General features: G+C 56.8%; 26 protein-coding genes. 9 read left to right on the forward strand and 17 right to left on the reverse strand.

Features of this window, described 5'->3' with window-relative positions; genetic code table 11:
• Positions 1-49: 49 nt before the first annotated feature.
• Positions 50-925 (forward strand): translation elongation factor Ts, encoded by an 876-nt coding sequence (tsf, locus tag ACR0FB_RS01185; protein ID WP_171723283.1) that lies wholly within the window; start codon positions 50-52, stop codon positions 923-925.
• 366 nt (positions 926-1291) lie between these two features.
• Here the strand turns inward: tsf and ACR0FB_RS01190 are convergent, their stop codons facing one another.
• Positions 1292-2047, reverse strand: a complete 756-nt coding sequence (locus ACR0FB_RS01190; protein WP_171632496.1) for an autoinducer binding domain-containing protein — start codon at positions 2045-2047, stop codon at positions 1292-1294.
• Positions 2044-2493, reverse strand: coding sequence for a type II 3-dehydroquinate dehydratase (aroQ, locus tag ACR0FB_RS01195; RefSeq protein WP_171632493.1), 450 nt, complete (start codon positions 2491-2493; stop codon positions 2044-2046). Before aroQ ends, ACR0FB_RS01190 begins: the two co-directional genes overlap by 4 nt.
• Before the next feature lie 456 nt (positions 2494-2949).
• Between aroQ and ACR0FB_RS01200 the strand changes: the two genes are divergently transcribed.
• Positions 2950-3768, forward strand: a complete 819-nt coding sequence (locus tag ACR0FB_RS01200; RefSeq protein ID WP_171632490.1) for an SDR family NAD(P)-dependent oxidoreductase — start codon at positions 2950-2952, stop codon at positions 3766-3768.
• A 28-nt stretch (positions 3769-3796) separates the two neighbouring features.
• Here ACR0FB_RS01200 and ACR0FB_RS01205 read toward each other — a convergent pair whose 3' ends face one another.
• Positions 3797-4426 (reverse strand): 2-hydroxychromene-2-carboxylate isomerase, encoded by a 630-nt coding sequence (locus ACR0FB_RS01205; protein WP_171632488.1) that lies wholly within the window; start codon positions 4424-4426, stop codon positions 3797-3799.
• A 197-nt stretch (positions 4427-4623) separates the two neighbouring features.
• On the opposite strand from ACR0FB_RS01205, the gene ACR0FB_RS01210 reads away from it, so the two are divergent.
• The gene (locus tag ACR0FB_RS01210; RefSeq protein WP_480608860.1) at positions 4624-5856 is read left to right on the forward strand and encodes a serine hydrolase domain-containing protein; all 1233 of its coding nucleotides are present in this window, start codon (positions 4624-4626) and stop codon (positions 5854-5856) included.
• A gap of 51 nt (positions 5857-5907) precedes the next feature.
• Positions 5908-6798 (forward strand): acyl-CoA thioesterase, encoded by an 891-nt coding sequence (locus tag ACR0FB_RS01215; RefSeq protein WP_171632482.1) that lies wholly within the window; start codon positions 5908-5910, stop codon positions 6796-6798.
• On the opposite strand, the gene ACR0FB_RS01220 is transcribed toward ACR0FB_RS01215, so the two are convergent.
• The 11 genes from ACR0FB_RS01220 to ACR0FB_RS01270 form a co-directional block, all read right to left on the reverse strand.
• Positions 6774-7541, reverse strand: coding sequence for an SDR family oxidoreductase (locus ACR0FB_RS01220; protein ID WP_480487558.1), 768 nt, complete (start codon positions 7539-7541; stop codon positions 6774-6776). The genes ACR0FB_RS01215 and ACR0FB_RS01220 overlap by 25 nt on opposite strands.
• Positions 7542-7727: 186 nt before the next feature.
• Complete coding sequence (phoB, locus tag ACR0FB_RS01225) at positions 7728-8417, reverse strand: phosphate regulon transcriptional regulator PhoB (RefSeq protein WP_152457978.1); 690 nt, start codon at positions 8415-8417, stop codon at positions 7728-7730.
• 12 nt (positions 8418-8429) lie between these two features.
• Positions 8430-9131 (reverse strand): phosphate signaling complex protein PhoU, encoded by a 702-nt coding sequence (phoU, locus tag ACR0FB_RS01230; RefSeq protein WP_171632476.1) that lies wholly within the window; start codon positions 9129-9131, stop codon positions 8430-8432.
• A 16-nt stretch (positions 9132-9147) separates the two neighbouring features.
• Complete coding sequence (pstB, locus tag ACR0FB_RS01235; RefSeq protein WP_152457980.1) at positions 9148-9945, reverse strand: phosphate ABC transporter ATP-binding protein PstB; 798 nt, start codon at positions 9943-9945, stop codon at positions 9148-9150.
• A 12-nt stretch (positions 9946-9957) separates the two neighbouring features.
• Positions 9958-11289 carry a phosphate ABC transporter permease PstA gene (gene pstA, locus ACR0FB_RS01240; protein WP_480619385.1) on the reverse strand — a complete coding sequence of 444 codons (1332 nt, stop codon included), beginning with the start codon at positions 11287-11289 and terminating at the stop codon, positions 9958-9960.
• A complete protein-coding gene (pstC, locus tag ACR0FB_RS01245) occupies positions 11286-12758 on the reverse strand; it encodes a phosphate ABC transporter permease subunit PstC (RefSeq protein ID WP_480619387.1) in 1473 nt (490 codons plus the stop codon). The genes pstA and pstC overlap by 4 nt, the downstream gene beginning before the upstream one ends.
• Positions 12759-12850: 92 nt before the next feature.
• Positions 12851-13891: a substrate-binding domain-containing protein gene (locus tag ACR0FB_RS01250; RefSeq protein WP_171632468.1), complete on the reverse strand. Its 1041-nt coding sequence runs from the start codon at positions 13889-13891 to the stop codon at positions 12851-12853.
• 193 nt (positions 13892-14084) lie between these two features.
• Positions 14085-15125: a sensor histidine kinase gene (locus ACR0FB_RS01255; RefSeq protein ID WP_480619389.1), complete on the reverse strand. Its 1041-nt coding sequence runs from the start codon at positions 15123-15125 to the stop codon at positions 14085-14087.
• Between the two features lie 27 nt (positions 15126-15152).
• On the reverse strand, positions 15153-15677 hold the full coding sequence (locus ACR0FB_RS01260) for a gamma carbonic anhydrase family protein (protein ID WP_171632463.1): 525 nt from the start codon (positions 15675-15677) through the stop codon (positions 15153-15155).
• Positions 15674-16315 carry a guanylate kinase gene (gmk, locus tag ACR0FB_RS01265; RefSeq protein ID WP_171328399.1) on the reverse strand — a complete coding sequence of 214 codons (642 nt, stop codon included), beginning with the start codon at positions 16313-16315 and terminating at the stop codon, positions 15674-15676. The genes ACR0FB_RS01260 and gmk overlap by 4 nt, the downstream gene beginning before the upstream one ends.
• A gap of 17 nt (positions 16316-16332) precedes the next feature.
• Complete coding sequence (locus tag ACR0FB_RS01270; protein ID WP_480619391.1) at positions 16333-17223, reverse strand: YicC/YloC family endoribonuclease; 891 nt, start codon at positions 17221-17223, stop codon at positions 16333-16335.
• Positions 17224-17467: 244 nt separating this feature from the next.
• Between ACR0FB_RS01270 and ACR0FB_RS01275 the strand changes: the two genes are divergently transcribed.
• Positions 17468-18142 (forward strand): PAS domain-containing protein, encoded by a 675-nt coding sequence (locus ACR0FB_RS01275; protein WP_480619393.1) that lies wholly within the window; start codon positions 17468-17470, stop codon positions 18140-18142.
• A gap of 68 nt (positions 18143-18210) precedes the next feature.
• Here ACR0FB_RS01275 and ACR0FB_RS01280 read toward each other — a convergent pair whose 3' ends face one another.
• On the reverse strand, positions 18211-19581 hold the full coding sequence (locus tag ACR0FB_RS01280; protein WP_171115908.1) for a class II 3-deoxy-7-phosphoheptulonate synthase: 1371 nt from the start codon (positions 19579-19581) through the stop codon (positions 18211-18213).
• Between the two features lie 169 nt (positions 19582-19750).
• On the opposite strand from ACR0FB_RS01280, the gene ACR0FB_RS01285 reads away from it, so the two are divergent.
• On the forward strand, positions 19751-20755 hold the full coding sequence (locus ACR0FB_RS01285) for a GlxA family transcriptional regulator (RefSeq protein ID WP_171632453.1): 1005 nt from the start codon (positions 19751-19753) through the stop codon (positions 20753-20755).
• Between the two features lie 9 nt (positions 20756-20764).
• On the opposite strand, the gene ACR0FB_RS01290 is transcribed toward ACR0FB_RS01285, so the two are convergent.
• Together ACR0FB_RS01290 and ACR0FB_RS01295 are read right to left on the reverse strand one after the other, a co-directional pair.
• Positions 20765-21292 (reverse strand): GNAT family N-acetyltransferase, encoded by a 528-nt coding sequence (locus ACR0FB_RS01290; RefSeq protein WP_171632451.1) that lies wholly within the window; start codon positions 21290-21292, stop codon positions 20765-20767.
• Between the two features lie 96 nt (positions 21293-21388).
• Positions 21389-22486 (reverse strand): PQQ-dependent sugar dehydrogenase, encoded by a 1098-nt coding sequence (locus tag ACR0FB_RS01295; RefSeq protein ID WP_171632449.1) that lies wholly within the window; start codon positions 22484-22486, stop codon positions 21389-21391.
• 153 nt (positions 22487-22639) lie between these two features.
• Here ACR0FB_RS01295 and ACR0FB_RS01300 point away from each other — a divergent pair, with 153 nt between their 5' ends.
• The 3 genes from ACR0FB_RS01300 (at position 22640) to ACR0FB_RS01310 (ending at position 25562) form a co-directional block, all read left to right on the forward strand.
• Entirely contained in the window at positions 22640-23821 is a 1182-nt protein-coding gene (locus ACR0FB_RS01300; RefSeq protein WP_152457993.1) for an ABC transporter substrate-binding protein, read from the forward strand.
• Between the two features lie 125 nt (positions 23822-23946).
• Positions 23947-24735 carry an ABC transporter ATP-binding protein gene (locus tag ACR0FB_RS01305; RefSeq protein ID WP_152457994.1) on the forward strand — a complete coding sequence of 263 codons (789 nt, stop codon included), beginning with the start codon at positions 23947-23949 and terminating at the stop codon, positions 24733-24735.
• Entirely contained in the window at positions 24732-25562 is an 831-nt protein-coding gene (locus ACR0FB_RS01310; RefSeq protein WP_170344264.1) for an ABC transporter ATP-binding protein, read from the forward strand. Before ACR0FB_RS01305 ends, ACR0FB_RS01310 begins: the two co-directional genes overlap by 4 nt.
• The last annotated feature ends 3 nt before the right edge of the window (positions 25563-25565 follow it).

Here is a 25565-nt window from a genome sequence, read left to right on the forward strand (position 1 = left end):
GCAGGGTATGACCTGCCCCAATTCCGTTTGAATTGAGGAGAGCCTAAAGATGGCAATCACAGCAGCAATGGTTAAAGAACTGCGCGACTCGACCGGCGCAGGCATGATGGACGCAAAAAAAGCGCTGACCGAAACCGGCGGCAACATGGACGAAGCCGTTGACTGGCTGCGCACCAAAGGTCTGGCCAAAGCGGCCAAGAAATCGGGCCGTACCGCAGCAGAAGGTCTGGTTGCAGTCCACGTCAACGGTGGCAACGGTGTTGCTGTCGAAGTGAACTCGGAAACCGACTTCGTTGCGAAAAACGCCGAGTTCCAGGAAATGGTTGGCAAGATCGCATTTGCCGCAGAAGGCGTTGCAGATGTTGACGCGCTGCTGGCTGCTGATCTGGGTGGCAAATCCGTTGCCGACACCCTGACCGACAAGATCGCCACCATCGGCGAGAACATGTCGGTACGCCGCATGGCCAAACTGTCGGGCGACACTGTTGTGTCCTACGTCCACAACGCAGCCACCAACGGCATGGGCAAAATCGGCGTTCTGGTTGCCCTGACCGGTGGCGACGAAGCGATCGGCAAGCAGGTTGCAATGCACATCGCCGCTGTGAACCCGGCGGCCCTGTCCGAAGCAGACATGGACCCGGCAATTGTCGAAAAAGAAAAGCAGGTCCAGATGGACATCGCCCGCGAATCCGGCAAGCCGGAGCAAGTGATCGAAAAGATGATCGAAGGCCGTATGAAGAAGTTCGTCGCGGAATCGACTCTGCTGAACCAGCAGTTTGTCGTGAACCCTGACCTGACCGTCGAAGCAGCGGCCAAGGAAGCCGGCGCAACCATCACCGGCTTCATCCGTCTGGAAGTTGGCGAAGGTATCGTGGTTGAAAAAGAAGATTTCGCCGCTGAAGTCGCCAAAGCCGCGCAAGGCTAAAACGTTACAGGGAAAGTACCGGCAACGGCCTTTCCCAACAAATCTAAAGGGTTACGCACTGCGTAACCCTTTTTTTCTGCCACCGGCAAAAAGCATACTTCCATAAGTATAGAAGGATTGGAGGGCCCCGCATGATGGGGATGGTCGAGGCCCCCCAAAATTCCGACACCGGTACGCGGACAAATAAGCGCCCCCTTGTCAGAGTGATCGGAGAGCTTTGTTATTGCAAAGATCCAATCCAATGTTCCCTGGCTAAAGCCACCACTCACGGAACACTCTCACTTTGCAACTTTTACGATTAGTTTGAAAAGTAGTGATTTCCTTACCTAGGGTAAACTGACGCGGGATAGCGTCAAAATATTGCGGTTATGCTTCCATAATGAACATCTGGTTGTGCAGTGACGCCTTGAGAACCGCTTGTGCCGTCGTTTCGACCGAAAGCGCCTCACGCGCGAGTCGCAGGTGCTTCTCTACCGTTGCAGATGTCAGTCCCATCAACAGCGCGATATCCTGAGTGGTTTTCCCGTCACCAACCCACTGCAAAGCTTCGCGTTGGCGTTTGGTAAGTGCCCGGTTCGGCGGAAGAAACGGCAATGTCAGGATTTTCAGGTGGGCGACATTGTTCATAAGCAGAATGTCGTCGCCGTGCTCTTCCCAGACCGCATCCACATCTTCCTGGCTCAGCCCATCATTGGCCGACAGGGAAATCGCCCCCTTCGAGCGCATGGAAACCGAGTTGAAGCTTACGGTATAGCCGGAAACCACGCCCATGGATTTGTTGAACTCGAAAACTTCGCGCTCCTTCGCGGTCATCGTTCCGCCCGAGCTCATGTCCTGCAACATTTTCCAGCTGGCGGCGCCTTCGTTGTCCAAGGCCCACTTCAACATCGGAGCGTGAAAATACAGACCATCCTTGATGAACCCGTCCACATAAGCCCGTTTGTGGTTCGTCAGGATTACGAAATCTTCCGGGTCACCCAAGGACGTGGCCGTCCGGAATTGCGTGTACCCATAGATCAGGCGGGTAAATCCGAACTCGGCCATTTGCCGGCAATGTGCATCCCACAGGTCTTCCAGGGTTTTGGCGTAGCTGACAAAGCGAAGATATTCCTTGAGCTTCATGTCGCGCTGCCCGCCTTCAGATGGGCCGCGAGCGCGTCCAGCGCGAGAATATAGCTGTGGGCACCGAAGCCACAGATCTGACCCAGTGCGACAGGGGCTATGTAGGACCTGTGCCGAAAGGCTTCCCGGGCATGAATGTTGGAAAGATGCACTTCGACAACCGGCAGTTCCACCGATGCAATCGCATCCATGAGGGCAATCGACGTATGCGTGAACGCGCCTGCGTTCAGTATCAGCCCGCTTTGTACACCGCGGGCCGCGTGAATGGCGTCAAGCAGCACACCTTCGTGATTGGATTGCAGGTGGGTGACGTCCAGCCCAATGGAGGCGCCATGCTGAACGCAACGGTCCTCGATCATATGTAGTGTCGTGCTGCCGTAAACCTCGGGCTGCCGTGTGCCAAGCAGATTGAGGTTTGGGCCATTCAATACCAAAACGTTATGCATGTTTTCACGATCCCCATACTTGGTTCATAGACGCGAAAAGGCCGGGTTGTCTACCTGACTTTGGTGGATTGAATACAGACAGTTGCCCTGAAAACAGACCTTGAGATGGAAGAGTAAACCAAGTTCAGTCCTTCGACATGACGACGCCGCGCGTCCGTTTGGACTTGGGCCGCACATCTACATCCGCTTTTCGTTAGCGGGAAAACAGGTTTTCGGGCGCATTGTCGTCGGTTTCAGTATCCGAACATTGAAACTACCCAGGCTTATCGGCCGGCCCTTTGCGACGCTGAGTAATCCTTGCAAACCGTGTCTGATGCGATTGAAGATTGTCATGTGGAATTTTGGTGCAACCCGGTTTCGCGCCAACGCAGCGGACGGCTAATTGCTGTAAAGACGACAAGGTTTTGAATCTGGTCGGAATGCAACCGAAATCAGATTTAGCAGAGGAACACGACAATGACCCCCGATACCCTTTTCTCGCTGCCCGGCAAAACCGCATTGGTCACCGGAGGCGCCACGGGTATCGGTCGGATGGCCTCAGAGGCGTTGGTCAGGGCCGGCGCGCGCGTGTTGATCGCTTCTCGGAACGGGGACGCGTGTGTCGCGGCCGCCGCCGATCTGAATGCACTGGAGGCACCGGGAAGTGCCGAAGGGTTTGCCGGAGACATCGGCAGCGAGGCAAGTATAGCTAAACTGGTTTCGGACATTCAGGACCGGACGGAAAGACTTGATATTCTTATGAATAATTCTGGCGTGACCTGGGGAGCACCCATGGGCCAGTTTCCGTATGACGCGTGGGACAAGGTGATGTCGGTCAACGTGGCCGGGGTATTCGAGCTTACCCAGAGGCTGCTGCCGATGTTGATGCAATCCGGAACCGCAGACGATCCGGCCAGGGTCGTGAACGTCGGGTCCGTGATGGGAGAGGTTCCCATGGGGGATGGCGCCTATAGCTATTCAGCCTCCAAGGCTGCGGTACTGCATCTGACAAAAATAATGGCCAAGGAACTGTCGCCCTACCACGTAACGGTCAACGCGCTGGCTCCGGGGCCGTTCGTATCGCGGATGACAGCCTTTGCTACGGCGGATGAGGACAAGCGTGAAAAGGTCGGCAAGTCAGTGCCGCTTGGGCGCGTCGGCTGTGATGAAGATATAGCGGGGTGCGTGCTGTTTCTGTGCGGACGCGGGGGCAGTTATGTAACCGGTTCGATTGTCCCGGTTTCTGGTGGGATCAACGTTGTAACATCGGGCAATATCTTCGCCGAAGCCTTCTGAGTCGCGCTGCGGTCAAAGCCGCTCCTGCTCACAACGTGTTGGATTTGTTTCGTTTCTTGTTTTTCGACAGCTCAATTTCCAGGTTCGGCAAGCTGTTCTTGCCAAAGAACATTTCAGAGCCGTAAAACAGGCTGGGAACGCCAAAAACGCCGCGGCGCACGAACGATTTGGTCTGATCCTTCAGGTCCTGTTTGATTTCAGGGCTTGTCATGGCCTCGCGCAACTTGCGAACCGGCAGTTCGTTTTCGTGTAGAATGTCAATCAGAACGGCCAGCTCATCCGCCTTTTGCCCATGCACCCATATGGCATCAAATATGGCGTTTATGTACTTAATTTCCCATGATTTACCGCTGGCGAACCGGGCGCCGCGCATCGCAAATTTCGTATTGATCGGAAAATGCGGGCTCATGTGAAAGCTCAGCCCGCGACGCCGCGCGAACCGATGCAAGTCGTGGGTAAGATAGGCGGTTTTCTGGCGGTTTTCGGAAAACGCCTGAAACGGGCTTTGGTTATGCGTTGCCTTGAAAACAACAGGCAGAAGGACGGGGTAATACGTGATCTTGGCATTATGCCGCGCGGCCAGCTCTGGCAGCATCTTGTGGGCCAGAAAGGCATTTGGGCTGCAAAAATCGTAAACGAAATCTAAGCTTTGCGTCATGCTATTCCTCCCGGCCAATACGGCACGTCGCCGTCCAACAATTTACAAGCGAATCTGTATCGGTTTCACTGTATCACTTGGATTTAAAGCGTGCCTCTTGGCTCTGCTGGTATAACCATTCATTTCAGCCCGGGTTATGCGGTTGTTTCAGGCCCTACGCGTACACGATATTAGTCAACTTCTGGTGGAACTCAAAAATGCTTCGAAAACAAGTCATGTTCGATGAAACGCGCCTGAACCGGATTCGCATCTGGATGGACCGCTATGTTGAGCAGCGCAAATACGCGGGCTCGTCCTTTTTGCTGAAGCACAAGGGGGATGAGGTCTTTTTCCACTCCAGCGGCCTGCGAAATCTTGAACAGGACTTGCCGTTCCAACGCGACGCGCTGGTACGCATCTACTCGATGACCAAACCCGTCACGTCTGTTGCCTTGATGATGCTGGCGGAACGTGGGCTGTTTCACCTCGACGCGCCGCTGTCGGATTTCCTTCCCGAGTTCAAACAGATGCAGGCTCTGGTACCCGGCGCGGACAAGCTGGATCAAACCGAGGACGCGGCAAGCCCGACCCTTCATCAGTTGCTGACCCATACTGGCGGTTTCAGCTATCCGTTCAATCCCGGGATACTACCGGAGGCGATGGATGAAAAGGACCTTATTTTCAAGCCAAATCAGGGCCTTCTGAAAGATCGCGTACGTGAACTGGCAGAGTTACCGTTGGCTTTCCAGCCCGGAACACGGTGGGAATATTCGGTTGGAACCGATGTGCTTGGGCGCGTTGTCGAGGTCGTCTCGGGACAGACCCTGGAACAATTCTTCCGGCAGGAAATCCTGGCGCCCCTCGAGATGCGCGAAACCGGGTTTTCCGTGCCGGCCGGGGCAGGGGACCGGTTCGCCTCGCTTTATACGCCGCTGGCTGGCGACGCGATGGCGTTGAATTCCGCGGATCAAGGAGGCGATACCTTGCGGCTGGTGGATGCCCACGAAACCTCTCCATTCGCGAATGCGACAACGTTCTCGGGCGGCGGTGGGCTGGTTTCCACAATCGATGACTATGTCAAGTTCGTTGACATGCTTCGCAATCGCGGGTCCGGCAACGGGCATCAACTGTTTGGCCCGAAAACGGTGGACTTCATTATGCGCAACCACTTGCCGGGTGATATCGCTTCGATGGGACCAAAGAGCTTTGCGGAACAGCCCATGGAAGGCATGGGATTTGGCCTTGCAGGGTCGATTGTCCTCAACCCGGGTCGGGTGCGCGTGCCAGGGTCCGTCGGTGATTTCAGCTGGGGTGGCATGGCCTCGACCTATTTCTGGATCGACTGGCAGAACGATCTGACGGCTGTGTTCTTCACGCAATTGTCGCCGTCCAGTTCCTATCCATCCCGGGCTGAACTCAAGGCCTTGGTGCACGCCGCCATGATTGAATGATATTGCTTAGGCTGATACCCGGGTTTCGATCAATTAGCCCATGAGCAGACAATGACCGAAGCGGAACGCATCTTATTGGACCTTCTGGATATCGAACGGCTTGAAGTCGATCTTTTCCGCGGCACAGGATCGGGTGGAGAAACACCGACCCGAATTTTCGGCGGTCAGGTCATCGCGCAGGCCCTTGCCGCAGCATACAAAACCGTGGAAGACCGGTTGTGCCATTCCCTGCACGCCTATTTTATCCGCCCCGGGGATCCAGATAAACCTGTTATTTATCAGGTGGATAGGGCGCGTGACGGCGGGTCGTTCACAACCCGTCGCGTTGTCGCCATTCAAAATGGAAAGCAGATCCTGAACATGTCAGCTTCCTTTCACGTTCAGGATGAAGGTTGGGATCATCAGCATCCGATGCCAACCGTGAATCCTCCGCAGACGTACCCATCGCGATCCGAGCTTCGACACGCATATGTGGATCGCGTGCCCGAAGGTTTTCGCGGTGAGCTTCTGCGTGAACGCCCGATCGAAGTCCGCGAGGTGGACCATCTGGATCCGTTCAACCCCGAAGTGTCGGATGACCGCAACAAAACCTGGTTTCGCATGGCGGCTGCCGCGTCTGCGGACGCAAAAACTCAACACCTGCTTTTGGCCTATGCGTCTGATATGAACCTGATGTCGTCAGGTTTGCGACCGCACGGGCTAAGCTGGTTTTCCGGAGAGTTCAACGGCGCCAGTCTGGACCATGCTTTGTGGTTTCATGCACCTGTGAAATTTCAAAACTGGCATCTGTATGTGATGGATTCTCCGTGGACGGGGCAGGGACGCAGCTTTAATCGCGGATCGATCTATTCAGAAGACGGAACCCTGGTCGCGTCGGTAGCTCAGGAAGGTCTTATGAGGAAGGTTCAGAGAAAACGTCAAGTATCCGGCGTAAAGTGTTGATTCAACTTTCGCATTCCGCCCAGCCAGCGATCGTAGTCGGCCGCTTTGAGTTGCAGGTAATCCAACACCTGCGGATGCGGAAGAACCAGAAATCGTTCTTCCCGGATGGCTTGTAAGCAGGTTTCAGCGACGTCTTCGGGTTCCAGCATTCCGTCGATCGATGCTACTGAAACCTCATGTCCTTCAGTCATTTTCGACCGAACCGCCTGAGGACAAAGAACCGAAACCCGCAGACCTTTGGCGCCATATGTCAGCGACAGCCACTCGGCAAATCCGACCGCCGCGTGTTTCGTGACACCGTATGGCGCCGCACCGGGTTGGTTCAGCAAACCCGCCGCAGAGGCCGTCGTCAGAATATATCCGCCGCCGCGACCGATCATACGAGGCACCAAATGGCGCGCGGTCCACACGTGGGACATCACGTTGATTTTCCAAATTTTTTCCCATTGATCATTGGGAACATCCAGACCGCCAAGTGTCAGGATTCCGGCATTTGCACAGAACAGATCAATTGGGCCAACAGTATCTTCGGTGGAATCAATCAACGCTTTGATCTGTTCCTCATCCGAAACGTCACATGTGAAGGCAACGCCGCCAGTTTGGGTTGCGACTTCACGGGCTCCGGCCTCGTCAATATCCGAACAGATGACGCGCGCACCTTCCTGAGCAAAACGTTCCGCCAAACCCCGGCCAATGCCATCTGCGGCACCGGTCACGATGACAGTTTTATCTCTGAGCTCCATGGCGCGTTCCAAAACTAGTTTTGCGTGTTCTGGGCAGAGTGTTCACTTTGCGGCCAAGTTACAAGGAACTACTAATTACCATAATACCGATTATGCGAATATCAGTTACCGCCACGGGGGCGCCACCCACAAATACGAGTTCTGCAAAAAATCAAACGATTTTGGCGTCATGCGCGCAGGATGTGGTTACCCCAGGGCGTATCCAGCGCCGCGGACGGTTCGTACTGGGTCGGTCCCGCCATATTGCGTCAGAGCTTTGCGCAATCGCCCGATATGCACATCAACGGTTCGCGTATCGACATAGATGTCGCGACCCCAAACCCGGTCCAGCAATTGCTCGCGGCTCCAGACCCTGCCCGGCTTTTCCATGAATGTGCTGAGAAGCCGGAACTCGGTCGGCCCAAGTTTTAGGGGTTTGTTGTCCCGGCTAACCTTGTGCGTCTCGGAGTCAAGAATGATGTCATCGAATTCCAGGCGCAAACCAACGGTCGAAGGACGGACGCGGCGCAATTGCGTGCGAACGCGCGCCATCAGCTCGACCACGGAATATGGCTTGACCACGTAATCATCCGCGCCGGTTTCAAGACCGCGAACTTTGTCGACTTCCTCGGTCCGGGCCGACAACATGATAATCGGGATTGAACGCGTGTCCGGGCGGCTTTTCAGGCGTCGGCAGACCTCGATACCGCTCAGATTGGGCATCATCCAGTCCAGAACAATGATGTCCGGACAGTCTTCGTCTACCAACAGCATGGCTTCTTCGCCGTTGCCAGCCTTTGAAACCCGAAACCCTTCAGCTTCAAGGTTGTAGGCCAAGACTTCACGCTGGGCCATTTCATCCTCTACAACCAGAACGGTAGGTTGATCTGCGGACATCTCACTCGTCTCCTACACGGTTTGCGACGTGTTGTCAGCCTTGGGCCGGGCTTCGGCCGGGCGGTCGCCGGTGACCAGATACACGACCTGTTCGGCGATCGAGGTTACGTGATCGCCCATGCGTTCGATGTTCTTGGCAATAAAATGCAGGTGCATGCAGGCCGAGATATTGCGTGGGTCTTCGGCCATGAACGTCAGAAACTCCCGGAACAGCCCGTTATACATCTGGTCAACCTCTTCATCACGGTTGATGACGTCTGTGGCCAGTTCCGCATCGCGCTGGATATAGGCATCCAGTGCATCACGCAGCATCCGTTCGACCTCGCGTGCCATACGGCGCAGGGCCGCAGCGCTTCCGTTGATCTCGCTGGCATTGACCAGAACCGTGGTTCGTTTGGCGATATTCTTGGCATAGTCGCCAATACGCTCAAGGTTGCCGGATACCTTCAGAACCGACAGGATCAGCCGCAAGTCACCGGCGGTGGGTGCACGCAGCGCAATCAACCTGGCCGTTTCTTCGTTGATCAGTTCTTCAAGCGCGTCGATGGCTTTGTCGCCTTTTCGCACCTCTTGCGCCAACTCTTCATCGCGGGTTTCCAGCGAGCGGGCCGCGCCTATGATGGCGGCCTCGACCAGCCCGCCCATCTTCATGATATGCGCTTGGATCGCCTCGAGGTCGCGATCAAAAGCAGTTGCAATATGTTGTTCGCTCATTGTCAGATACCTGTGCTTAGCCGATGCGGCCGGTAATGTAGCTTTCCGTGCGCGGATCTATCGGATTGGTAAAAATCTGCCCGGTTTCACCGAATTCAACCAGATTGCCCAAGTGGAAAAAGGCCGTTTTCTGACTGACCCGTGCCGCCTGCTGCATCGAGTGGGTGACGATCACAACGGAAAACCGCGACCTCAGTTCGTCGATCAACTCTTCGACCTGTGCGGTCGCAATCGGATCAAGGGCCGAACACGGCTCGTCCATCAACAGAACTTCGGGTTCGGTGGCGACGGCCCGGGCGATGCACAAACGCTGCTGCTGGCCGCCGGACAGGCCGGTTCCAGGTGCATCCAGACGATCCTTGACCTCATCCCAGATCGCGCCGCGGCGCAAGGATTTTTCCACGATTTCATCCAGTTCCGCCTTGTTGCGGGCCATGCCGTGAATGCGCGGGCCATAGGCCACGTTGTCATAGATCGATTTCGGGAACGGGTTGGGTTTTTGGAACACCATCCCGACCTTGGCGCGCAACTGGACCGGATCGACACGCTTGTCATAGATGTCTTCACCATCCAGCAGGATGTCGCCTTCGACGCGGCAGATATCGATGGTATCGTTCATCCGGTTCAGGCAGCGCAGGAAGGTGGACTTGCCACAACCAGATGGCCCTATGAAGGCCGTGACGGTCTTGTCTTCGATCTCAACGCTCACGTCTTTGATGGCGTGGGTTTCACCGTAGAAAACCTGTACGTTCTTGGCGTTGATCTTGATGTCTTTGGAGTCCACGGTTCTCTCCACTCGTGTCATGTCGTTCATTCAAGCCCCCATTTACCAGCGGCGTTCAAAGCGGCGGCGCAAGATGATTGCGATGATATTCATGGTCAGCAGGAACATCAAAAGTATGATGATCCCACCCCACGCCTTCTCGTAAAAGCCCGCGTCAGCACGTGCGGCCCATGTATAGATCTGGGCGGGCATGGCTGAATTCGGCTCGGTAAAGCCTGCCAGAAAGCCTTCGGGATATCCGCGTGCGACAAACCCCACCATGCCGATCAGCAAAAGAGGTGCGGTTTCGCCCAAGGCTTGCGCCAGACCGATGATGGTACCTGTCAGAATGCCTGGCGCAGCCAGTGGCAGCACGTGGTGAAACACTGCCTGCATTTTCGACGCCCCTACCCCCAACGCCGCATCGCGGATCGACGGAGGCACGGCCTTCAAAGACGCACGGGTCGAGATGATGATCGTTGGAAGCGTCATCAGGGTCAGAACCAGACCGCCGACCAGCGGTGCCGATTGCGGCAGGTGCATGAACTGAATGAAAACGGCCAGGCCCAGAATGCCGAAGACGATGGACGGAACCGCGGCCAGGTTCGAAATGTTCACTTCGATCAGGTCAGTCAGCTTGTTCTGCGGCGCAAATTCTTCGAGATAGATCGAAGCTGCAACGCCAATCGGCAGAGACAGACACAGAACGACCAGCATCATGAAGAATGATCCCACAACCGAGACACCGATGCCTGCGCCGCCGGGGTTGTCCACGCCTGCGTCCGCTCCGGTGATGAAGGGCCAGTTGAATGCCTGCTTGATGATGCCGGCCTGTTCCAGCGCATCGACCAGATCCAGATCGCTTTTTTGCAGAAACCGGCTGTCTTGTATCGTGTCGCGGGATACGCGGCCTTTGAAGTATCCGTCCACCCGGCTGGATGCTGCCAGATCGAATTGAACCGGCTGGCCCAGCTTGTCAGGGTTTTCGGTATAGAAGGTCCGGATCGTTCCGCCGACTTTACCCAAAAGACGCTCGATCGCGGCCTCATCAAAATCAACGCTGATTCCGCGTTCAGCAAGTTCACTGTTCAACTGGGCGACGAACAAGTCGGAATAGACTTTTGTCTTGAACAGGGCCCCTTCGGCCTCGTCCCGCTGCGGTTCGGTCAGTGTGAATTCAATGCTGACGACCGTGCGTTGGAAGGCCGGAATCCCCTGCGACAGGATCGAAGCGAACAGAACAACCAGAAAGAACAGACCGGTTGCGATTGCGGCGATGCCATAAGCGCGGAACCGTTTCTCGGCTTTGGCACGTTTCGTCGTACGTTCATCCGGAGCCGTAAGCGAGATCATATGGCGACCGGATTGGGGGCTTTGCATACTGGTGTCGGTCATTCGTACTGCTCCCGATACTTGCGCACGATATACAGGGCACACACGTTGAGCCCCAAGGTTAGAATGAAAAGGGTCATGCCAAGTGCGAAGGCGACCAGCGCCTCGGGCGAGGCAAAGTCGGCGTCCCCCGTCAACTGGCTGACGATCTTGGCTGTCACGGTTGTCATGGCTTCGAACGGGTTCAGGCTGAGGCGGGCCGCGGCCCCTGCCCCGAGAACCACGATCATGGTCTCGCCGATGGCGCGCGATGCCGCCAGAAGGATCGCGCCGACGATACCGGGCAACGCGGCGGGCAGAACGACCTGACGGATGGTTTCCGATTGCGTGGCGCCAAGACCGTAGGAACCATCGCGCATTGCCTGCGGCACGGCGTTGATGATGTCGTCAGACAGCGATGAGACAAACGGGATCAACATGATCCCCATCACCAGACCCGCAGTCATGACGGCGGTGCCGGCTTTCATCCAGCCCAGGCCATTTTCACCAAAAACATCCAACAGCAGCGGACCAACGGTCAACAAAGCGAAGAGACCGTAAACGATGGTCGGAATCCCGGCCAGCACCTCAAGCAGCGGCTTGGCGACAGAGCGCAAGCGGGGCGAAGCGTATTCGCTGAGATAGATCGCGGCAAACAACCCGATCGGCACTGCAACCAGCAACGCCACGACAGAGATGTAGAGCGTCCCCCACAGCAGCGGCAAGATACCAAGTTCGGACAACCCGCCGCGGCCCGAAAAGCTGGGCGCCCAGGTCATGCCGAAAAAGAAATCTGACGCCGGGTATAGTTTGAAGAACTCCCAGGTGTTGAACACAAGAGACAGGACAATGCCCACCGTTGTTAGAATGGCAACCGACGCGGCCGCCATAAGCAGGACACGAACCCCCTGTTCCACAACGTTGCGCGCACGGTATTCGGCGTTGATTTGCAACCAGCCCGCTACGGCACCGATCAAGGCAACCGCGACAACGGCAATGGACATGATCGCATACCCGGTCGAGCTCATGGCGCGATAGCTCTGCGCAGCGCGCAATACCGGTTGAGTGATGTCCGAGGTCACCACCTGCCCCGCGTCCTTCAAAAGCTGGGTGATCTCGGCGACATTCGCATCGGCATCACTGGCGGCGTTCTCGGTCAGGTTTCCTTGCGCAACCGCATTGTCCAGCCCGGCGGCGGTGCGGCGTACTTCGGCCATCACCAGGCTGCGAGAGGAACCTTCCTTTATCACGGAGTCGGATATCATGCCCGACACCTGCGCATTGAGAAAGAAAGGCTGCGCCAACAGCCACACGATCAAGAGGCCGAAGGCCGGCACAAGCGTCTTCAGCGCAACGTTTGCACCGTAAAATGATGGCAGGGAATGCAGATTCCGACTGTCACCACCAGCGTTTTGCAGCGCGCGTTTGCGTCCCAACAGATAGCCGACAGCCGCGATCGCCGAAACGATCAGAAAGAGCCAAAGTATCGGCATAACACCCCCATTGCCTTCGATTGCGTGTAGTAAAAAGACAGTGAAGGGGCGACTGATCCGTCGCCCCTATTTGCGTTAAACTGACGTCAGGCTCAGCTGCCCGAACCCATGGTGACTTCGTTGGAGATCGCGTCCTGAGTTTTTGCCAGTTCGGGATCGGCGACCAGGCCATAGTTGGCAAGCGGGCCCGACGGACCGGCGATTTCGTCATGGGTGAAGAACTGCGCGTATTCCTTCAGGCCCGGGATCACGCCGATATGAGCTTTCTTCACGTAGAAGAACAGCGGGCGAGAAACCGGATATTCGCCGGTCGAGATGGTTTCGGTCGACGGTGCGACACCCGACATGGTGGCAACCTTCAACTTGTCGGTGTTGTTCTCGTAGAACGCCAGACCAAACACGCCGATACCGTTGGGGTTGGTGTCGATACGCGCCAGGGTTTCGGTGTAGTCACCGTCGATATCGACCGATTTGCCGTCGGTGCGAACCGCAAGACAGGCGTCTTCAGCGTCGTCCTCGCTCATACCGCCCGCGATCATGGCTTCCATGGCGCCGGTTTCTTCACAGCCGATCAGCAGAACTTTTTCTTCGAATACTTCGCGGGTGCCGTGCTTGGTGCCCGGGATGAAGCCTGCGATTTCAACATCGGGCAGTTCCGGGTTGAACTCGGCCCAGGTGTTGTACGGGTTGTCAACGATCTGGCCGTCTTTCAGAACTTTTGCACCCAGAGCGTTGAAAATGTCGGACGGTTCGAACGCGGTAAAGGCAGGCCCGGTCTGCTGGCTTGCGAATACGATGCCGTCATAACCGATGCGGACTTCCATGATGTCGGTCACACCGTTTTCGGCACAGGCTTTGATCTCTTTTTCACGGATCGCGCGGGATGCGTTTGCAACGTCGATGGTGTTTTCGCCAACGCCTTCGCAGAACCGCTTCAGACCAGCCGACGAACCGCCGGATTCAACAACCGGAGTTGGAAAGTCTGTGTTTTCACCGAACAGTTCGGCTACGATCGAGGCATAAGGCAGAACGGTCGACGAACCGGCGATCTGAACATTGTCACGCGCCGCAGCAGTGGTCGCCGAGACGGCAGCGATAGCCAGCGCAGATGCCGACAGTTTTACAAAGGACATTTCAGTCTCCCTGAAAAGATGTGCTTGATCACCACCATGATGATCCTGCGGGGACCCCTATGGCGCGTGCGTAAGCCTTTTGTGACACATGCGTAACGGTTTTATGACAGCAGGGGTTTTTTTGCGTTTTTTCCAATAAAACGCCAATGCCCCACGGGGTCAGATCAAAAGCAGACTTGCATTCCAAGCTGTTTCAACGGGGCAAAATAACCGTAAAAACAGAGCCTTTTCCCAATTCGCTTTCGACACGAAGTCTTCCACGATGGCGATTGACGATATGCTTCACGATCGCAAGGCCAAGCCCGGTTCCGCCCAGCTGCCGCGACCTGTGGCTGTCGGCGCGATAGAATCGCTCTGTCAGGCGCGGCAGGTGAACGGCATCTATGCCGGGGCCTTCGTCTATGAACTGGATTCGAACCGCCGGGCCGCGCATCGCCGGATCCCTGTCCACCGGCAGGACACGTACCGTAACACTACCGCCACTGGCACCATACTTGATCCCGTTCTCGATAAGATTGGTGAAAACCTGTCGCAACTGGTCGCCGTCACCGGTGGCTGAAAGCGGGCCGTTTTTCACGTCCAGCGACAAAACCACACCGGCGTCTTCGGCAAGGGGCCGCAGCGAGTTTATCGTGGATTGAAGAAGACCGGTAAGTTCCAGCTGTTGTCTGGGTCGAACACGTTCTTCGCTTTCGACCCGGTTCAACGACAACAGATCCCCGACCAGACGGTTCATCCGGTTGGCCTCATCGGCCATGATCTTGAGGAACCGGTCACGCGCGGCGGGGTCATCCCGGGCCGGACCGCGCAAGGTTTCGATAAACCCCATCAAAGCGGTCAACGGTGTGCGCAATTCATGACTGACATTGGCCACAAAATCCCGCCGCATCTGGCTGGCGTGTTCCAGATGGGTGGTATCCTGAAACGTGACCATAACGGCCCCTTCCGAAGCGACCCCGTTCATGTATCTGCATTCAACTGCGTATGTTGTGTCCTGCGCACCGTCATTGGACAGATGACGTGCTTTCTTTGCGCTTCTGCTTGTCAGGCTTTGCTCGATCGCGTCCAGAACCTGTGGCTGTCGCAATATGGTCGCAAAATGACGTCCAACAATGTTCTGGCCCAGAAGGGACGTTGCATCTGTGTTCGCGGCAATGATCCGTTCGGTCTGATCCACCATCAGCGCCGGCAACGGGATCGCAAGAACAATCTCCTTAAGAACGTCTTCGGTCATGCGTCAAAACCCACTCATTCCTTCGCGTCAAAGCGCAGGTTTCAGGGTATCGCGGAATTTGCGCATGTTCTCCTGATAGTGCAGCGCACTGAACGTGATCCTTTGCGCCGCAGCCTCATCAAGCTGGCGTACGACCTTGCCCGGCGATCCCATGACAAGCGAATTGTCGGGGATTTCCTTGCCCTCCGTGATCAGGGCCCCTGCTCCGATCAGACAGTTCCGGCCGATCTTTGCCCCGTTCAGGACGATTGCGCCCATTCCGACCAACGTGTTTTCGCCTATGGTGCAGCCATGCAGCATCACCTTGTGGCCGATGGTGCAGTTTCGACCAATCATCAGGGGAAAACCGGCGTCGATATGCATCACGCAGTTTTCCTGAACGTTGCTGCCCTCGCCGATCCGGATTTCTTCGTGATCCGCGCGAATCGTGCAGCCGAACCAGACCGAGGCTCCCTGCTCCAGCACAACCTTCCCAATCAGATTGGCATCCGGCGCGACCCAGGTGTCGTCGTGAATGTGCGGAGCGTGCTCGCCCAAAGCGTAAACTGTCATGACAGTCCCTCGAATTCTCTCTGCAACTTGCGGACGTGCTGTTGCAACCTGGGTTGCTGAATGCGGCGCATCCGTTCCGCGCTGACGATGGTTTTCAGCTTTTCTTCGGTTGCCTTGAGGTCATCGTTGATCAGGACGTAGTCGTAATAGCCCCAGTGACTGATTTCATCCCAGCTTTTGAGCATCCGACGGGCGATGACGTCATCACTGTCCTGCCCGCGCGTTTCCAGCCGGCGGCGCAGCTCGGGGATGGACGGCGGCAGAATGAAAATCGATAACGCGTGTTTGCCCAGATCCGAATTCCGGATCTGCACTTCGCCCTGCCAATCGACGTCGAACAATACGTCCTTACCGGCATTGATCGAATTTTTGACCGGCTCGGCAGGCGAACCATAGAAGTTTCCGAATACATGGGCGTGTTCCAGCATCTGCCCATCAGCGACCTGCTGTTTGAACTCGTCCTCGGACAGGAAGAAATACTCGCGCCCATGCTCTTCCCCGGGGCGCGGGGCACGGGTCGTCGCCGAGATCGAGAATTCCAGATCCGTATCCCAGGCCATCAGCCGTCTGGCCAGGGTCGATTTGCCCGCTCCGGACGGAGAAGACAGGATGATTAGTAGGCCTCGGCGGTCCGCCATGTCAGTCGTTCCCATTCTTATTCCACATTCTGCACTTGCTCGCGCATCTGATCGATCACCGCTTTCAGTTCCAGCCCGACCGATGTCAGGTCCGAGCTTTGCGCCTTGGAACACAGCGTGTTGGCTTCGCGATTGAACTCTTGCATCAGGAAATCCAGCTTGCGGCCCACGGCTCCTTCCTGTGCCAACAACTCACGAGCGGCCCCTACATGCGCGGTCAGGCGATCGATTTCTTCGGTGATATCCGCCTTGACCGCGATCATCGCCAGCTCTTGCGCGACACGATCGGGATCCGCGCCCTGCGCATTCTCCAGCACCCGCGCGAGATTCTCGCGCAGCCCCTCGGTCATCTTGTCTTTGCGTTGCTCGGCAATCTCTGCGGCCTGCGCCGTCAGCTCCGCGACCTGATCCAGTTGCGTGTTCAAGACCGCGGCCAAAGCTGCCCCTTCGGTTTTGCGCATATCTATGAACGCCGCCAGAAGATCTTTGAATTCGGACGTCAGATGAGCAACAAGCGGAGCCGGATCGTCGGCCTCGGTTCCTGCGTCCATCATCCCCTTGAGCGCCAAAAGATCTGACGCACGCGACGGCGCAAGCGTGATGCCGCGCGCAGCTGCCAGCGCTTCCGTTCGCTCAAGAGCGGTCAGGGCCGCAGCCATCGCGGTTTCGTTCAAGGCCGGTTCCGGGGCAGAATCCTCGCGGTTCAAGCGCATCGACAGGGTCACGTTTCCCCGGCTCAGGGATTTGGACAGGGACGCCCGCAACGCGACTTCGAGACCGGTCAACCAATCGGGCACACGCAGACGCATGTCCAGCCCCTTACCGTTTACGCTGCGAAGTTCCCACGACCAGCTGTGCGGGCCAAAAGTTCCCTTCCCCGAGGCAAACCCGGTCATGGATCTGATCATGATGGCCCTTTCCTGTTCCCCAGCTGTTTCGAGCATGTGCGCACCTAATGCCATTGACTGGTGCAGAGCAAGAGTTTGCTGAAGACGCATTTGTTTGGCGCAAGTTAACCATTCGTTAAAGAATTGCTCCAAAATTGAATTAACCCGAGTCAAAATACCCTTAGCAATGGTTTGCGGGCCGTAGATGCTTCCATTGTGTTGCATTTTATGAAAAAGGCGGCCAATTGACGGTAGGGTGATGAAAATGAAAACCTTTTTCGGGATAGGTTCCGGGTCAGAATTTGGAAAGATCGTCGCAATGGATCGCTTTGACAGTGGGCGCAGCCTATCGCCGATCCGCCAGGCCGAGGCGTATTGGACCGCATTGTTGAGCGGCGACAGCGTGCCGATGCGGTCTCAAATCGACCCGCGCGGTCTTGAGAATGTTCTTGAATATACTTTCATCCTGGAACGCATCGCACCCGGCCTGGCCCGTTTTCGTCTGGCAGGCAGCCATCTGAACGCGCTTGCAGGTATGGAAGTGCGGGGAATGCCGTTGACCGCGTTCTTTCAACCCGATGCCCGCGCACAGACCAAGGATGTACTGGAACAGGTATTTGCGTCCCCTGCTGTTGCCGAATTGAGTCTGAACTCGGACGGGGTGTTGGGACGTACCCGGATGCAGGCCCGGATGATCCTTCTGCCGCTGAAAAGTGACCTTGGGGATGTCAGCCGTATTTTGGGGGTCATGATCGCCGATGGCGCAATCGGCAAGACACCGCGCCGGTTTTCACTGACCGATACGCGGATCAAACCGGTTTCTGAAATTCAGGTACCCGCGCCCACACTGCGCCGCCCTGTGGAAGGTTTTGCTGAGGAACAACGCGAATTCAAACGCTCTGCCGGCCATCTACATCTGGTGGTGTCTCGCGACGATTGAGACCCGCCAATTGCCGTGATCAGAAACAGCGGGCCGATGGCCCGCTGTTGTCAGTGTTTCGGATGCGCTCAGCTTACCGCGCGTTTCGAGCCATTGCGACGCAGGTTGGTCAGCTCTTCCGCCACCAGAAACGCAAGTTCCAGCGACTGCGATGCGTTCAAGCGCGGATCGCAGGCGGTGTGGTAGCGATCCGACAGGTCTTCTTCGGTCACGGCACGTACACCGCCGGTGCATTCGGTCACATCCAGCCCGGTCATTTCGAAATGCACACCGCCGGGGATGGTTCCCTCGGCCTGATGCACTCCGAAAAAGTCACGCACCTCGCGCAGAACAGAATCAAACGGGCGGGTTTTATAGCCCGTGGCCGATTTGATCGTGTTACCGTGCATCGGGTCGCAGACCCAGGTGACCTTGGCACCCTCTTCCTTGACCGCCTTGATCAGACGCGGCAGATGCTCGCCCGCCTTGCCCGCGCCGAAGCGCGCGATCAGGGTCAGCCGCCCCTCTTCGTTGTCCGGGTTCAGCTTTGACATCAGAACCTTGAGGTCCTCGGCCGTAGTGGTCGGGCCGCATTTCAGACCGATCGGGTTCAGCACCCCGCGGCAGAACTCGACATGCGCGCCGTCGGGCTGACGGGTGCGGTCGCCGATCCAGATCATGTGACCGGAGCCAGCCAGCCAGTTGCCCGAGGTGGAATCCAGTCGCGTCAGTGCCTCTTCGTATTCCAGCAACAGCCCTTCGTGGCTGGTGTAGAATTCGACGGTCGAGAATTCATGGGTTGTTTCCGCAGTGATTCCAGCGGCTTCCATGAAGTCGATGGTGTCCTGAATACGATCGGCAACCTCGGAATATTTCTGAACGTCCTGTTCATCCGCGAAACCCAAAGTCCAGGCATGCACGCGGCTCATATCCGCGAAGCCGCCGGTTGAGAACGCCCGCAGCAGGTTCAGTGTCGCCGCCGCCTGCGTGTAGGCCTGCAACATCTTGTTGGGATTCGGAATCCGGGCTTCGGGCGTGAAGGCCAATTCGTTGATGATGTCGCCGCGGTAGCTTGGCAGTTCCACACCATTCACGACTTCGGTCGGGGCACTGCGTGGTTTGGCGAATTGCCCGGCCATACGACCGACTTTGACCACTGGCACCTTGGCGCCATAAGTCAAAACCATCGCCATTTGCAGCATCACCTTGAAGGTGTCACGGATCGCATCAGCGCTGAATTGTTCAAAGCTTTCAGCGCAATCCCCACCTTGCAGAAGGAAGGCCTCGCCGCGCCCGGCGGCACCCAGATGCTGTTTGAGACGCCGCGCCTCGCCTGCAAAGACCAGCGGGGGATACTTTGAAAGCTGAGCCTCGACCTTGGCCAGCGCGGCCGCGTCGGTATAATCTGGCATCTGAACCCGGGGCTTGTTGCGCCAGTTCGATTTTTGCCATTCGGTCATAGCTTTGATCTCCGCTGAAGTTTTCAGGTGGTCTCTATACAAAATGCAATGAAGAGTGACCATATCCCATTTGCGCCTCTTGACGACGCAAACAAGCTTTGATCATGGTGGCTGTCAAATCTGCGGCTGGATAATCACACGTCCAGCAGCGAAGCAAGGACATCTCGCCATGCAAGAGCAACGCCAAGTTGTCACGGTGGAAGACACTGCGGCCCCACCCCGGAATTTCGTGTTTGTCCTTTTGGACAAATTCTCGCTTCTGTCTTTTGCTTCGGCGCTTGACAGTCTGCGCATCGCCAACCGCATGGCGAACAGACAGCTTTACACCTGGAAGCTGATAGGAGAAGGCGGAGAAACGGTAACCTGCTCGGCCGGGACCGAGTTCAGTCTTGACAGTGATCTGGTGGAGTTGCAGCGAGATGACGTTGTTCTGATTTGCGGTGGCGTGGACGTTCAGGCGGCCACCACCAAGCGCGTGCTGAACTGGCTGCGGCGTGAAGCGCGAAGGGGATTGCGGATCGGTGGCCTCTGCACTGCGGCCTATACTCTGGCAAAGGCCGGGTTGATGGACAATAAGAAGGCAACGATCCATTGGGAGAACTCTGACAGTTTCATCGAAGAGTTCGACGAGGTCAAACTGACCAAAGCCGTCTTTCAGATCGATGGAAGTCGCATGACGACTGCGGGCGGCACCTCGTCGATTGACCTTATGCTCAAACTGATTGCAGATGACTATGGCGAGGATCTGGCCAACGCGGTGGCGGATCAGATGATCTATTCCTCGATTCGAACCGACCAGGACACGCAGCGTTTGTCAACTCCGACCCGAATCGGTGTGCGGCATCCGAAGTTGAGCCAGGTTATACTGATGATGGAAAAGAACATCGAAGAACCGATCTCGCCCTCGATCCTTGCCAAGGAAGTGGGTATGTCAACCCGCCAGCTGGAGCGTCTGTTCCGCCGGTATCTCAGCCGTTCCCCCAAGCGCTATTACATGGAACTGCGCCTGCACAAAGCCCGCAACCTGCTGATGCAGACCGATATGAGCGTCATCAACGTGGCGCTGGCCTGTGGTTTCGCCTCGCCCAGCCATTTTTCAAAATGCTACCGGGCGCATTACAACACCACGCCCTATCGCGAACGTGGTGCGCAAAGTGGAAGACTGTCAGTCTAAGGTCCAGCGTCAAAGCTCTTTGACGAAATAGTGCAAGTACGGTCGGAGCATGGGCTGATCTTTGTAGGTTGTTGTCTCGATCGGAGTGTCCAGTTCCACAAACCCGAGCTTGGGATACAAAGATCTCATTTCCACATTTGGGGTGAGTGTATCTGCGATCAACCGCTTCAGCCCCATAGCTCTGGCGGCTTGTTCTCGTGCTTGAATCAATGCGCGCCCCACTCCGGTGCCCCGAGCGTCTTCGGTTACAAATACACGTTTCAACTCGCCGGTAGACTGATCAAACCGTTTCATCATTCCACACCCCACGATTTTGCCACCGTGGTTTCTTGCGACGATCAGGCATCCGTTCGGAGGCATGTAGTCATCCGTGTTCGCCCAGAATTCCTCCAGTGCGCTTTGCGGCGCGGAAGGATCCAATTCGAACCCCATACCCTGCATTCTTAGAGCGATAAGAGCATAATATTGCTCCAAAATCATATTCAGCTCGGTTCTTGGCGGGATACTTGTGCACAATTCAATGTCGAAATCACTCATTAATATCCCCTTAACCGTGTAACCTGTTGGACAGAGTGACTGCGACGATGGAAACGCGCAAATGGAATTGAAAAGTCTGCTGGCATGCTTCGTATGTCACTGTTTGACAGACATCCTGTAAACCGCGCCCTGCCCGACTGAAATGAACCAGATCGCCCCATCCGGGGCCTGCACGATGTCACGGACCCGTTCGGTCTCGGGGCCCTTGATCTGCTCGACCTCGCGCAGCGGATCTTCGGACAGCCGCGCGATATAGTCGAATTTCAGCGAGCCCACGAAAATGTCGCCCCGCCATTCTGGAAACATGTCGCCGGAATAGACCATCAACCCCGACGGCGCGATCGACGGGTCCCAGTACAGGCGCGGCTGTTCCATACCGGGCTTGCTGGTGCCCTCGCCGATCTTCTCTCCGGAATAATGTGTGCCGTAAGAGATAACCGGCCAGCCGTAATTGGCGCCGGGTTTGACAAGGTTCACCTCGTCACCGCCGCGCGCACCGTGTTCCGACACCCAAAATCGGCCGCGCGTATCCAAATCGGCCCCCTGTGGGTTGCGGTGCCCATAGGTCCAAATTTCAGGTCGGATATCTGCCTGCCCGATGAAAGGATTGTCTGAAGGCACCGAGCCGTCGCGGTTGATACGGATTACGGAACCCATGGCGTTCGAGCGATCCTGCGCCTGTGGCGCATCCCCTCGATCTCCGATGGTTACAAAAAGAGTGCTGTCATTGGCTTCTACAACGCGTGAGCCGAAATGCCGCCCGCCTGATCCGCCGGGGGAAGCCTCGAAAATGACCCGCAGATTCGTCAGGCGCGTGCCGTTCTCGGACAGGCGCGCCACCGCGACAGCCGTGCCCGCGCCACCCTTTTGCGGTTTTGAAAAGGTCAGAAAGACCTCGCGGCTTTGATTGAAATCGCGCGGGATCGTAACGTCCAGCAATCCGCCCTGCCCCGAAGCTGCGACTTTGGGAACGCCGGATATGGCATTCGCCTCTCCGCCCTGAACATACAACAGGTTTCCGTCGCGTTCGGTGACAAGAAAACTGCCGTCAGGCAAGATGCCGACGGCCCAGGGCGTATCCAGCCCACCTGCCATTTCGGTGAGTTCAATTTTCCCGACCGAGGTCGACAACGCCTGTGCCAAGGCGCTTTCACTGTAAATAGTGAAGAACAGAATCGCGGCAGCTCTGAGCATGTTGACACTTCTCCGGACAATCTTAGGCAAACCCTAACAAAACAGATAGATTTCCGATCGATAAAAACACGATTGCGTTAGGACTTTTCTTTTCCGGGCAGCTTGCCTAGGTTCGTGGCCAGAACGAATACGTTCACAATAGGGAGTAACCATATGAAAAAGCTGCTTACAGCAACTGCAGCATCCGCTTTGCTGGCCGGACCTGCGCTGGCCGAAGACATTACGCTTGGTGTTTTGTTCGGATTCACCGGCCCAATTGAATCGCTGGCACCCGCAATGGGTTCGGGCGCTGAATTGGCGATGGCGGAAGTCACCGAATCCGGAAAACTGCTGGATGGATCCAAAGTGACCGCATCGCGCGCCGACACCGGCTGCATTGATAACGGTCTGGCCACTTCGAACGGCGAACGCATGATTGCCGACGGTGTTGCCGGCATCATCGGCGGCGATTGCTCGGGCGTGACCGGCGCGATCCTTCAGAATGTCGCGATTCCGAATGGCATGGTCATGATCTCGCCCTCGGCGACCTCGCCGGGCCTGTCGACCATGGAAGACAACGGCCTGTTCTTCCGGACCGCGCCTTCAGATGCGCGCGAAGGCCAGGTGATGGCGGATATCCTGAAGGATCGCGGCATCAACTCGATCGCTCTGACCTATACCAACAACGACTACGGCAAGGGTCTGGCGGACGCGATCCAAACCTCTTTCGAGGCAGCAGGTGGTGAAGTGACCATCGTTGCAGCGCATGAGGATGGCAAGGCCGACTATTCGGCCGAAGTTGGTGCTCTGGCCTCGGCCGGTGGCGACATTCTGGTTGTTGCGGGCTATCTGGATCAGGGCGGTCTGGGCATCATCCAGTCGGCGCTGGACAGCGGTGCGTTTGACACCTTTGGCCTGCCCGGCGGCATGATCGGTGACTCGCTGCCGGCCAATGTCGGCCCCGACCTGAACGGTTCGTTCGGTCAGATCGCCGGTTCGGGCGGTGAAGGCGCCGAGAAGTATTTCGCCATGGCCGAAGCCGCAGGGTTCGACGGTTCGTCGCCCTATTCGCCCGAATCCTATGACGCTGCTGCTCTGTTCATGCTGGCCATGCAGGCTGCCGGATCGACCAATCCGGCCGACTATGGCGGCAAGATCATGGACGTCGCCAACGCTCCGGGCGAAAAGATCTATCCCGGCGAACTGGCCAAGGGTCTGGAATTGCTGGCAAACGGTCAGGACATCGACTATGTCGGTGCGTCCGGTGTCGAGCTGATCGGCCCCGGCGAAAGCGCGGGGTCCTATCGTGAGATCGAAGTGACCGACGGTGAAAACAAGACCGTCAACTTCCGTTGATTGATCGCCAAAAGCTATGAATGCAAGCAGCCCGGGCCTTGTGTCCGGGCTGTTTCAATGAAAAAAGACCGCACCCGGCAAACGGGGTCGAGACAACAGCGCCGAACAGGCGGCAAGGGGAAAAGATGATCGTCGTCGAGGACGTGCACAAGCATTTCGGCGGATTTCATGCGGTGGACGGGGCATCGCTGGAAATCCAGAAAGGGTCGATCACCGGCCTGATCGGGCCCAACGGGGCAGGAAAAACCACTCTGTTCAATGTGATCGCAGGTGTTTTGCCGCCGACCAGCGGCAAGGTGGTGATGGACGGCGAGGATATCACCGGTCTGCCCCCTCATGAGCTGTTCCACAAGGGGCTGTTGCGCACGTTTCAGATTGCACATGAATTCCCGTCGATGACCTGCCGTGAAAACCTGATGATGGTGCCTGGCGCGCAATCAGGTGAGTCGCTGTGGAACACGTGGTTTGGCCGCAAACGCATTGCTGATGAAGAACGCGCGCTGAAGGCCAAGGCCGATGAGGTGCTGGAGTTTCTGACGATTGAACATCTGGCTGACCACAAGGCGGGCCAGGTCTCGGGTGGTCAGAAAAAGCTGCTGGAGCTGGGCCGCACGATGATGGTGGACGCCAAGATCGTGTTTCTGGACGAGGTCGGCGCGGGTGTGAACCGCACCCTGTTGATGACCATTGCCGACACGATCCTGCGTCTGAACAAGGAGCGTGGATACACCTTCGTCGTCATCGAGCACGACATGGATTTCATCGGCAAGATCTGTGATCCGGTCATCTGCATGGCCGAAGGCAAGGTACTGGCCGAGGGTACCTTGGACGAGATCAAGGCGAACGAGCACGTGATCGAAGCCTATCTGGGCACCGGCCTGAAGAACAAAGACAAACTGGAGGCAGGCGCGTGAGCGACAACCCCTATCAGGATGACAAGGGCAACAAGGACGCCTCGATCACCAATCCGCATGGTGTCGGCACCATGACCCCGGCCCATCGCAAAAGTGGTGCGACGCATAAGGTCGAAGGCGGCCCGTTTCTGATCGGCGACACCATGACGGGTGGTTACGGCAAAGGGCCGGACATTCTGCATGATTGCACCATCGCCGTGGACAAGGGTGAAATCGCAGTCATCGTCGGCCCCAACGGTGCGGGCAAGTCGACGGCGATGAAAGCTGTGTTCGGGATGCTGGATGTCCGTTCAGGGTCCGTGCGTCTGGATGGCGAGGATATCACCAATCTCAGCCCGCAAGACCGGGTCATGCGTGGCATGGGTTTCGTGCCACAGACACAGAACATCTTTACCTCGATGACGGTGGAAGAGAACTTGGAAATGGGTGCCTTCATCCGCCGCGACGACATCAGTCAGACGATGGAGCAGGTCTATGACCTCTTCCCGATTCTCCGCGACAAGCGCAATCAGGCCGCCGGAGAGTTGTCGGGCGGACAACGCCAACAGGTCGCAGTTGGCCGCGCGCTGATGACCCAGCCCAAGGTGCTGATGCTCGACGAACCCACGGCAGGCGTTTCGCCGATCGTGATGGATGAACTGTTCGACCGGATCATCGAAGTGTCCCGCACCGGCCTGCCGATCCTGATGGTGGAACAGAACGCCCGCCAGGCCTTGGAGATTGCCGACAAGGGATACGTTCTGGTTCAGGGGCGGAATGCCTATAGCGGAACGGGCAAGGAACTACTGGCCGATCCAGAGGTTCGGAAGAGCTTCTTGGGGGGGTGAGGC

The organism is Ruegeria sp. P10 (assembly GCF_056534925.1).

Coding starts and splice junctions, on each gene's coding strand:
- tsf (WP_171723283.1), top strand. CDS start 50: ATGGCAATCACAGCAGCAATGGTTAAAGAACTGCGCGACTCGACCGGC.
- ACR0FB_RS01190 (WP_171632496.1), bottom strand. CDS start 2,047: ATGAAGCTCAAGGAATATCTTCGCTTTGTCAGCTACGCCAAAACCCTG.
- aroQ (WP_171632493.1), bottom strand. CDS start 2,493: ATGCATAACGTTTTGGTATTGAATGGCCCAAACCTCAATCTGCTTGGC.
- ACR0FB_RS01200 (WP_171632490.1), top strand. CDS start 2,950: ATGACCCCCGATACCCTTTTCTCGCTGCCCGGCAAAACCGCATTGGTC.
- ACR0FB_RS01205 (WP_171632488.1), bottom strand. CDS start 4,426: ATGACGCAAAGCTTAGATTTCGTTTACGATTTTTGCAGCCCAAATGCC.
- ACR0FB_RS01210 (WP_480608860.1), top strand. CDS start 4,624: ATGCTTCGAAAACAAGTCATGTTCGATGAAACGCGCCTGAACCGGATT.
- ACR0FB_RS01215 (WP_171632482.1), top strand. CDS start 5,908: ATGACCGAAGCGGAACGCATCTTATTGGACCTTCTGGATATCGAACGG.
- ACR0FB_RS01220 (WP_480487558.1), bottom strand. CDS start 7,541: ATGGAGCTCAGAGATAAAACTGTCATCGTGACCGGTGCCGCAGATGGC.
- phoB (WP_152457978.1), bottom strand. CDS start 8,417: ATGTCCGCAGATCAACCTACCGTTCTGGTTGTAGAGGATGAAATGGCC.
- phoU (WP_171632476.1), bottom strand. CDS start 9,131: ATGAGCGAACAACATATTGCAACTGCTTTTGATCGCGACCTCGAGGCG.
- pstB (WP_152457980.1), bottom strand. CDS start 9,945: ATGAACGACATGACACGAGTGGAGAGAACCGTGGACTCCAAAGACATC.
- pstA (WP_480619385.1), bottom strand. CDS start 11,289: ATGACCGACACCAGTATGCAAAGCCCCCAATCCGGTCGCCATATGATC.
- pstC (WP_480619387.1), bottom strand. CDS start 12,758: ATGCCGATACTTTGGCTCTTTCTGATCGTTTCGGCGATCGCGGCTGTC.
- ACR0FB_RS01250 (WP_171632468.1), bottom strand. CDS start 13,891: ATGTCCTTTGTAAAACTGTCGGCATCTGCGCTGGCTATCGCTGCCGTC.
- ACR0FB_RS01255 (WP_480619389.1), bottom strand. CDS start 15,125: ATGACCGAAGACGTTCTTAAGGAGATTGTTCTTGCGATCCCGTTGCCG.
- ACR0FB_RS01260 (WP_171632463.1), bottom strand. CDS start 15,677: ATGACAGTTTACGCTTTGGGCGAGCACGCTCCGCACATTCACGACGAC.
- gmk (WP_171328399.1), bottom strand. CDS start 16,315: ATGGCGGACCGCCGAGGCCTACTAATCATCCTGTCTTCTCCGTCCGGA.
- ACR0FB_RS01270 (WP_480619391.1), bottom strand. CDS start 17,223: ATGATCAGATCCATGACCGGGTTTGCCTCGGGGAAGGGAACTTTTGGC.
- ACR0FB_RS01275 (WP_480619393.1), top strand. CDS start 17,468: ATGAAAACCTTTTTCGGGATAGGTTCCGGGTCAGAATTTGGAAAGATC.
- ACR0FB_RS01280 (WP_171115908.1), bottom strand. CDS start 19,581: ATGACCGAATGGCAAAAATCGAACTGGCGCAACAAGCCCCGGGTTCAG.
- ACR0FB_RS01285 (WP_171632453.1), top strand. CDS start 19,751: ATGCAAGAGCAACGCCAAGTTGTCACGGTGGAAGACACTGCGGCCCCA.
- ACR0FB_RS01290 (WP_171632451.1), bottom strand. CDS start 21,292: ATGAGTGATTTCGACATTGAATTGTGCACAAGTATCCCGCCAAGAACC.
- ACR0FB_RS01295 (WP_171632449.1), bottom strand. CDS start 22,486: ATGCTCAGAGCTGCCGCGATTCTGTTCTTCACTATTTACAGTGAAAGC.
- ACR0FB_RS01300 (WP_152457993.1), top strand. CDS start 22,640: ATGAAAAAGCTGCTTACAGCAACTGCAGCATCCGCTTTGCTGGCCGGA.
- ACR0FB_RS01305 (WP_152457994.1), top strand. CDS start 23,947: ATGATCGTCGTCGAGGACGTGCACAAGCATTTCGGCGGATTTCATGCG.